Source organism: Paradesulfitobacterium ferrireducens, assembly GCF_017310645.1.
In the GTDB taxonomy this organism is placed as follows: Bacteria; Bacillota; Desulfitobacteriia; order Desulfitobacteriales; family Desulfitobacteriaceae; genus Paradesulfitobacterium; species Paradesulfitobacterium ferrireducens.
Map to the genome: position 1 here is coordinate 1 of NZ_JAFLRH010000039.1, position 8,883 is coordinate 8,883.

At 38.5% G+C, this 8,883-nt stretch carries 6 protein-coding genes and 1 pseudogene; all 7 read left to right on the forward strand.

Annotation, left to right across the window (positions count from 1 at the left end; all coding sequences use genetic code 11):
* Positions 1 to 678, forward strand: a pseudogene (locus J0X21_RS12660) (recombinase family protein); the annotation flags it as partial.
* A gap of 286 nt (positions 679 to 964) precedes the next feature.
* Positions 965 to 2,332, forward strand: coding sequence for a PD-(D/E)XK nuclease family protein (locus tag J0X21_RS12665; RefSeq protein ID WP_206812573.1), 1,368 nt, complete (start codon positions 965 to 967; stop codon positions 2,330 to 2,332).
* Positions 2,333 to 2,354: 22 nt separating this feature from the next.
* Complete coding sequence (locus J0X21_RS12670; RefSeq protein WP_206812574.1) at positions 2,355 to 2,591, forward strand: GIY-YIG nuclease family protein; 237 nt, start codon at positions 2,355 to 2,357, stop codon at positions 2,589 to 2,591.
* 327 nt (positions 2,592 to 2,918) lie between these two features.
* Positions 2,919 to 3,104: a sigma-70 region 4 domain-containing protein gene (locus J0X21_RS15775; RefSeq protein ID WP_236006247.1), complete on the forward strand. Its 186-nt coding sequence runs from the start codon at positions 2,919 to 2,921 to the stop codon at positions 3,102 to 3,104.
* A gap of 798 nt (positions 3,105 to 3,902) precedes the next feature.
* Positions 3,903 to 4,157 carry a type II toxin-antitoxin system prevent-host-death family antitoxin gene (locus J0X21_RS12680; protein WP_206812575.1) on the forward strand — a complete coding sequence of 85 codons (255 nt, stop codon included), beginning with the start codon at positions 3,903 to 3,905 and terminating at the stop codon, positions 4,155 to 4,157.
* The gene (locus J0X21_RS12685) at positions 4,150 to 4,482 is read left to right on the forward strand and encodes a type II toxin-antitoxin system RelE/ParE family toxin (RefSeq protein WP_206812576.1); all 333 of its coding nucleotides are present in this window, start codon (positions 4,150 to 4,152) and stop codon (positions 4,480 to 4,482) included. The genes J0X21_RS12680 and J0X21_RS12685 overlap by 8 nt, the downstream gene beginning before the upstream one ends.
* A gap of 247 nt (positions 4,483 to 4,729) precedes the next feature.
* Positions 4,730 to 7,651, forward strand: a complete 2,922-nt coding sequence (locus tag J0X21_RS12690) for a TOTE conflict system archaeo-eukaryotic primase domain-containing protein (protein WP_206812577.1) — start codon at positions 4,730 to 4,732, stop codon at positions 7,649 to 7,651.
* Positions 7,652 to 8,883 lie beyond the last annotated feature (1,232 nt).

The window sequence follows — 8,883 nt, forward strand, 5'->3', positions numbered from 1 at the left end:
GGGATTTATGCCGATGAGGGCATTTCCGGCACGAATACCAAAAAGCGGGAGCAGTTTAACAAAATGATTGAGGATTGCAAAGCGGGGAAAATTGATGTGGTGATCACGAAGTCCATTTCAAGGTTTGCCCGGAATACCCTGGACTGTTTGAATTATGTGAGGCTGCTCAAGGACTTAGGAATTGGAGTGATTTTCGAAAAGGAAAACATAAACTCTTTGGACAGTAAAGGAGAAGTCCTGCTTACGATTCTCAGTTCACTCGCCCAGGACGAGAGCCGGTCGATCTCGGAAAACTCAACTTGGGGTATCCGGAGACGATTTGAACAAGGAAAGGTTCAGGTCAACCAAACGAAGTTTCTGGGTTACGACAAGGATGAGAACGGGGACTTGATCATCAATGAGAAGCAAGCCAAAATCGTAAGACGGATTTATAATGATTATCTGGATGGGAAAGGTCCCAATAGGATAGCGAAAGACTTTGAAAAAGAAAAAGTCCCAAAATGGGATGGTACCTACAAATGGTACGAAAGCAGCATCCGGAAAATGCTCAGCAATGAAAAATACAAAGGAGATGCTCTTCTTCAAAAGACTTATACCGTCGATTTCCTTTCGAAGAAGCGGGCTGAAAATGACGGTGAAGTACCCCAATACTATGTTGAGAACAGCCATCCCGCCATTTGAATAAGAGTGTAAAATCCGGCTGGGGCTACTTCGTTGTAGCTTTGGCCGGATTTTTCTATTTTCGCAACTGAACGAGAAATAACAGATTTCTGTCCTAATAATGTGTTAATATGATGTATATAAAATGAAATATATGGTAGGGATGATTTTGCCTTGAATCCGCTTTGAAAGAGAACAGGCAGTTAAAAAAAGAATAACATAAAGCTAATGCTTAATCGCCTAATTGAATAGGATATACACCAGCTATATACATTGAGGGGATTAAGCTTTATAGATGAGGGGGATGAATTCATGTTCAAACAATAACAGACACCTTAATATATTTGAGCATTACACACAAAAAGGGTCATTACCAATTGAAAATAATGTGTCCAGAGGGCTGGCAATTCTGTTAAATCAAAACAGCTTAGTCCTTGATAGATTAATTGATTATATAAATGCCAAATGTTCGGACAAAAAATCAACCTGCACTGTTCCGAAACCTCAGAAGCTGAGCGATAAGGAAATCGGTATTCAGCAGCAGATAACGAAGATTGTCCAAAGCTATCCCAACCCTCAGAATATAATCGGCTTAACGTTGACCACATCGTCTCCCATCAATATGGTTGAGAACAAATATGATGACAATAACGGCCTGATAACAGATATAGTGATAAGCTGCAAGGATACACTTGTTGTTATTGAAGTTAAGAGAAATGCAAATGATGCAAGGCTCCAATTAAAGCAACAAGTGAAAAGCATCGCTGCGGAGGTTGTAAGGCAAGGAGGAAATCTTCCAGATACCGAATTGCTTGATGGCACATGGGAGGATATCATTTCAATTCTGCAGGATGTTTACAATATATCCGGAAGCAATGGGGACAGTGTTTTAGGACATTACCTTAACCATTTAGAGAATCATTATCAGCAGTGGTTCCCAATATCTTTACTGACCGACATTCTTATTGATCGCGAAAATGAGTCAGCTATTGATAAAAGGATATTAAGTCTCATCAAAAATTGCTGTGAAAATGAAAGTGATGCAGAAAAATACTCGGGCCGATACATAATTCCGTTAGATTATGACTTTTGTACTGAAGCCCAGCTTAGCATGGATTACGAATCAAAGAGATTGATGATCACAATTTGGAGTGGAGACACAAAATGGCAAGGCTATTGCCTGTTCAATAAAACGACAAACGACTTATCTTGGGTTTATGAAACTTCATTGACTGTAGATGGACTAACACTTGATTTGTTGACAGAGCCATATTTGCGACTGGCTCATTTTCAATCCACTATTATTGCTGAGTATTTTGACAAAGCATATTACCAAAAACATTTTGGGGTAAGTAAGGACAAGTGCATAGAATTATATAACGATATTACGAGAGAATGGAAAAAGCCAGATTGGCCTCAATTTAAGTCCTTATTAAAAAGCAAGTATAAGGGCTTAATAAACATGAGCAGCTTTGACTCTGATTTTCAAAGTAGCTTTGAAAACTCAAAAAGGAGCTATGCGCACGTTTCATTTGGTTATGAAACGACTGTTTATCTGCCTATGGACGTAATAAGCAAATACGAGAAAAATAATTCTACATTAAGAAGTAATGATAAATTGGCAAGCTTCATTACAAAGGTTATTAACCAGCTGATGAAGAAAATAGTTTAGAAAGATGCAAGGAGAAAAAACAATGTTACAGCTAACTACAACAATCGAGTCAGCGATACGTTGGAAAGAAAAGCTACTGGCAAATGATAAATACTACTTCAAAACATTACTGCCATCTATGCTGGCAGAGGATATGGCGGTTGTATATGTGATATTTGATAAGTCAACGGACGAAGCCCTTTACGTAGGAAGGACAAGAAAATTAAGACGGAGATTTATACAAATCATTTACAGGGCAATAAATCAACAGCAAGGTTAAAAAAGTATATGGTTGAGGATAATCAGAATTTCCCAGAAATTAACGATTATGAAAAAGCAAAAGCATGGATTAAGGATAACTGCTATTTCCAATATGTTGAAGTGCAGGAATCCCGTGAATGAGGTAATGTGGAAGGGCTTCTCGGATTTCTACTTGATTCGAGATATATGGAGGAAGAACATTGATGCTTCCCGGTTTTGCCGACAGGATTTAAAAATGTCTATGATGACAAGAGATTGTATCGCATAAAACCTTTGAAAAAACTAATCCCTCATTGACAACTATTACTTTTTGAGTGATGAATGCTTGTCAAGGAGGGATATAAGAATGACAGATGACCAAAGGCAAAAGATTAAAATGCTGCGGTATCAAGGTTTTGGCTATAAGAAGATTGCTGATGAAGTAGGACTATCAAGGGATTCGGTTAGGGGTTATTGCTTGAGAAATGGTTTAGGGGGATGTGGGGGCGGAGTTAGTTTCGGAATATCAAACGGTTATGAAAGAAGAATTTAAGTATATCCTTTGTCTTAATTGCGGTAAAAAAATTGAACAAAATAGTTTAGGCCGTAAGAAAAAATACTGCTCAGTGAGCTGCAAAGCAGAGTGGGAGAAGGTTCATAAAAAGTCATACACTGTGACGTGTGAATACTGCGGAACAGAGTTTAAATCCTTAGGAGTAAAAGGACGAAAGTTCTGCAGCCAGGCGTGTTATCAGCGGGATCGATTTTGGCGGGAGGAAGATGCTGCGGAAGTTGCGAGGAAGATTCTGGAGTTTAAAAAAGTAAACCACTTGCCGAAATGGCTTAAGGATTTGCTGCTGTCAAATACATGATAATGATTATCAAGTATAAAAGGGGGGTATATGTTAATTAAAAACGCGCCAGGATAAGTGGTGGTGGGTATATGCAAATTGATTTATGGGGATTTACAGTTTTGCGCGAAACTATGAAGCCCAGCAAAATCGGCATTTTCGAAAACTAAGAAATGTAAATTATTTTGCGTATTTGATATAATTCCCGCCCCGCGACCCCCAAAAAAGACCCCCGGGTATAAGCATTAGGTTTTTGAGAATCAGTATCAATAGCGAGTCCAAACACATACAGAAAGCGTCGCGAGGATTGAGAGGACGAAAGGCTGAAGGGTAGGGGATTTGGAGGTGATTTGTCGTTTTGATGATATTGAGTAACCATTGAGTGTATAAAAAAGATATATCGTCAAGATAATAAGGCTGCATTTAATATTGTGATAAATTTGATGTAGTATTTTACGAATGAAGGTATATAATAATAGCAAAGAAGGAGGCGGTTATAAATGCCAAACATTAAACCCATATCAGATTTAAGAAATTACAACGAAATCCTGCGGGATATTGCCGTAGGTGAGCCAGTGTTTTTAACCAAAAATGGCAGAGGAAAATTTGTTATTGTTGATATTAATGAATATGAGAAATTAAAGGCTTCACTAAAGCTGATGTCACAGCTTGCCCAAGGAGAACTGGCCGGGAAAGAGAAAGGATGGATGACAATAGAGGAAGTGGAAGCAGAACTGGGGATTGAGGATGTATAAGCTGAAAATTTCACCTGAAGCTAAAGATGATTTAGCAGAAATTAAAGACTATATTTCTAAAGAACTTGGCAATTCACAGGCAGCTATAAATCTTGTTTCTAAAATCACCAAAAAGATACGTGGGTTGACAGAGTATCCCGGAATAGGTGCGCCACTATCTTCCGTCCTAGATATACAAACAGACTACCGTTTCCTTGTTTGTGACAATTACTTGATATTTTATAGGTACGAAGATGGAATTGTTTTCGTGTCAAGAATCTTATACGGTAGACGGAATTATATGCGTATCCTATTCGGTGATTTGCTGGAGGATGAAGAAATATAGAATATAAAATTTTAAGTGCATCGTCAGTCAGCTTGAAGCTGGCATTTTTTCATGTTCAAAGCATACGGAAAATTGCGCCATGAAGATTATTGAACTTATGAGGCATAACAGTAGTATAACAATACAAGAATTTCTGAAATTATCGGAATATCAAAGAGAAATATTGGGGCAAACATATCAGACTTAAAAAAGAAAGGGATTGTTGAGCGGATAGGTCTAAGAAATGGGTATTGGGAAGTAAGGAAAGATGGAATATAATGAGCTTTTTGAAAAATACCGGAAGCTACTGGAGGAAAATCAAAGATTAAAAAATGATAACGAGTACTTTAGGAAAAGACTTGGATTGCCATTGCCATCACCCTATATAAAAAATGATGTTCAAGCCTCAATAGAGGTAAATGACATTCAGCTAGTTGAGGTAATCAAACCAGGACACGTAACCAATAGTAGCTCCCCGGAGGATAAAATTAACCTGTTTATGTCATTGTTTAGAGGCAGGGATGATGTCTATGCAAAAAGGTGGCAAAACAAAGAGGGTAAATCGGGGTATTCTCCTGTATGTTTGAATGAGTGGGCAAGAGGAATTTGCAATAAGCCAAAGATTAAATGCTCCGAATGCGGTAATAGAAATTATGCAGTTTTGGACTTTGCAGCAATAGATAAGCATCTCAGGGGCAAAGACGTTTTTGGTGTATATCCTATGCTGCCTGATGAAACCTGTTATTTCCTAGCTATTGATTTCGATGATGAAGGCTGGGAAAAAGATATATCAGTTTTGAGAGATATCTGTGCAGGAAATAATATTCCATTTGCAGTTGAACGTTCTCGTTCAGGGAATGGAGCACATGTATGGTTCTTTTTTGATGACAAGGTAAGTGCTGTATCGGCTAGAAAATTTGGTACAGCACTTCTTACGCACGCAATGGCCAAAAGACATGAAATAAAATTTACTTCATACGACCGCTTGTTTCCAAACCAGGATACACTTCCTAAAGGTGGTCTTGGGAATGTTATCGCCTTACCTTTACAATTAAATGCACGCAGAAACAACAACAGTGTTTTTATAGATGAAAAATTCCAGCCCTATGATGACCAGTGGAGTTTTTTGAGCAGTATTCGAAAGCTCAGTGAAAGTGAAATTGACTTATACATTTCGCAACTATGCAGTGGCAGTGAATTAGGTGATTTAAGACAGAATGAAGATGAAGAATGCAAGCCATGGGAGAGAAGCAAGACAAATTATAAATTAAGCAAGTCTGATTTCCCGGACACTGTTTATGTAACCAAAGTAAATATGCTGTATGTTAGTAAAAATGGCTTTTCACATAAAGCATTGAATATTATTAAACGTCTGGCAGCCTTTAAGAACCCTGACTTTTATAAGGCTCAAGCTATGAGATTGCCGACTTTTGATAAGCCCAGAATTATTTCCTTATCTGACGAGACACCTGAGTACTTGTGTTTTCCAAGGGGATGTGAGCATGATCTGATAAACCTGTTTAGTGCTCACAAGGTGGATGTTAAATGGGTTGATAAAAGCTATTCAGGAAAACAGATTGACGTTGAATTCAACGGACAGCTTCGTGATGAGCAAGAAGATGCTGTTGGTTCAATGCTACAACATGACAATGGTGTATTATCAGCAACAACTGCATTTGGTAAAACCGTTATCGGAGCGAAAATTATATCAGTAAAAAAGATAAATACTCTTATACTTGTTCATACTCAGCAATTATTAGAACAGTGGAAGGAGCGCTTGAACCAGTTTCTTGTAATCAACGAAGAGCTTCCTTCTGATGAGATTAAGAAAAGAGGCAGGAAAAAGAATAGAAGTCTTATAGGCCAACTAGGGGGAAGGAAAAACAATCTAAGTGGCATTATTGATGTTGCTATTATGCAGTCATTGGTAAAGGGGGATGAGGTTAAGGAGTTTATCCGCAACTACGGCATGGTGATAGTAGATGAATGCCATCATGTTCCGGCATTTAGCTTCGAACAGATATTGAAAAATGTAGCCGGCAAATATGTTTATGGGCTAACGGCAACCCCGGTAAGGCAGGACGGACACCACCCCATCATATTCATGCATTGCGGTCCGGTCAGGTATAAAGTGGATGCTAGAAAGCAAGCTGAAAAAAGACCTTTTGAGCATTATGTCATTCCACGCTTTACTCCTTTCAGAAAGCCTGTCAGCCAGGATGAAAAGGAATGGTCTATTGGACAAATTTATGCTGAAATCAGCACCAGTCAAATCCGCAACAAATTAATCATAGATGATGTTATTAAAAGCGTAAATGAGGGCCGTAATCCCATTGTTCTAACTGAAAGAACTGCACATGTTGAAGTGATTGCAAACGCTTTAAAGGAAGTACTTCCAAATGTTATTACATTAACCGGAGGTATGTCTGCAAAGAAAAGAAAAGCTGCACTTGAAAGACTTTCAAGTATACTGGCAGAGAGTAATATTGTCATAGTTGCAACCGGCAAATTTGTTGGCGAGGGTTTTGATGAACCAAGACTTGATACTTTGTTTCTTGCAATGCCTGTAGCTTGGAAGGGTACAGTTCAACAGTATGCGGGCAGGCTCCACAGATTATATCAGAATAAGAGTGAAGTTCAGATTTATGATTATGTGGATGTTCATGTAGGTGTACTTGAAAGAATGTATCAAAAAAGATTGAAGGGATATGCCTCTATCGGATATTCGGCCAGGGGTGACAGCAGGCCTTTTGAATCTATTAATACGATTTTTGACAATAGCAACTTCCTGACAGTTTTCAGTAATGATATTTCGTCTGCTAAATCAGACATTGTCATTGTCAGTCCTTATGTCACTAAAAAGCGTTTAAGCCAGATGTTAAGTATTCTTATGACCGGGATTAACAATGGTGCAAAGCTTACCGTCATTACCCGGCCTGAAACAGATTATAAAGAAAGGGACAGGTTTACGTTTGAGGAGATTATTAGTTCCATAAAGAATACAGGAGCCAGTATTATTTTTAAATCAAATATACATCAAAAGTTTGCAGTAATTGATCAAAGGATTGTTTGGTATGGCAGCATAAATCTTTTAAGCTTCGGAAATTCTGAGGAGAGTATCATGAGGTTGGATAGCCTGAATATTGCGAATGAATTAATAGGTACGATTGATGAAATATTGAATTTATAATGCAAGTAAGCAGCATATTGAAAAGTATCGGAAGGAAAAAACAGCCTATGAATAAGTTGAATTGAAGCGAAAGGTATACTTAGTCGTGAACAACATATTGAAAGAAAAGATTTATATATCTCCTGTAGATGTGTTAATGGGTGTAGGCAAAATATGGTTTGATGATGAATGTGATGGGAATATGATATATACTTGAAAAAGCGCTTTGATGGCGGAAAGGAAGCCTGCGATCAATATGAAGAACCTGAAATTATTGAATAAAAATAGTTGATATTCTTTCTACAAAGGAATCAGAAAGAAATACAATAGAAGCGTATGTGAAAGAGCTTGCCAGGACTCCATCCAATAACACGACCAGGCAATTGTATTCTTTAGTACTAAAGCGTTTAAGCATGTGTCCTGTGGAGATAGTACGGGAGTTGCTTTTGGAATTGCTTGGCAAGAGCAATATAGTTATAAAATAAGAAAAAGGATCATGGAGATTGCAGGAATATAAGAAACAGATATTTTACGGCACGTTGAGATCTATCAAATAATACCCTGCCGCCAAGGGGGTACCAGAGGGGTACGACATCTTTTTTGTCTCCTCAAGGCACCTGGGGTGGTATAAACGAGCTGACCATCCGAAGAATCCATTCGATCAGCAGATAATCAATAAGCCAGAATCCTATGAGATTGTCAACTATATTAACGATATCTCACTGGAAAACCCCGAAGTTCTCATGACGTCTGACCAACAAGGGACGTATAGAGGAGTTTACACCTATGGTCTCGAAAGAATAGCAGAGCGAGATCTTGCAGCAGTCGAAGGAGTACCTAACGATCCCCTCTATTATCTCTATGACGGGCATCATAGTGTTACCCAACATACGTATGTCAAACAACAACCCGGTCATGTATGATGATCCGAGTGGGCATATGCCATTCTTAGCGGTTACCTGGCTGATTGGAGAGGTATCGAAGAACGTTACGCCCATTTCTATAGCCTTGCGAATCAAGGCAATCATTTCTGACTTCTCCGGGAAGGGCGGATAGCTCTGGCTCATGCCCATACAGCCCAGGCCGATTGCGGAAACCTTTAGTTCTGTTTTTCCAAGTTTTCTTTATTTCATACCTCCTCGTACTATAATGATTTTAGATTAAAAACAGGGCGTGAGCCCTTGGTACATTTAGGTTTTTGGCTCTTTGAAAACTAAATAAGATATTGCGGGATTCATGGAATTCCTGAATAA

Coding starts and splice junctions, on each gene's coding strand:
- J0X21_RS12665 (WP_206812573.1), top strand. CDS start 965: ATGAATTCATGTTCAAACAATAACAGACACCTTAATATATTTGAGCAT.
- J0X21_RS12670 (WP_206812574.1), top strand. CDS start 2,355: ATGTTACAGCTAACTACAACAATCGAGTCAGCGATACGTTGGAAAGAA.
- J0X21_RS15775 (WP_236006247.1), top strand. CDS start 2,919: ATGACAGATGACCAAAGGCAAAAGATTAAAATGCTGCGGTATCAAGGT.
- J0X21_RS12680 (WP_206812575.1), top strand. CDS start 3,903: ATGCCAAACATTAAACCCATATCAGATTTAAGAAATTACAACGAAATC.
- J0X21_RS12685 (WP_206812576.1), top strand. CDS start 4,150: ATGTATAAGCTGAAAATTTCACCTGAAGCTAAAGATGATTTAGCAGAA.
- J0X21_RS12690 (WP_206812577.1), top strand. CDS start 4,730: ATGGAATATAATGAGCTTTTTGAAAAATACCGGAAGCTACTGGAGGAA.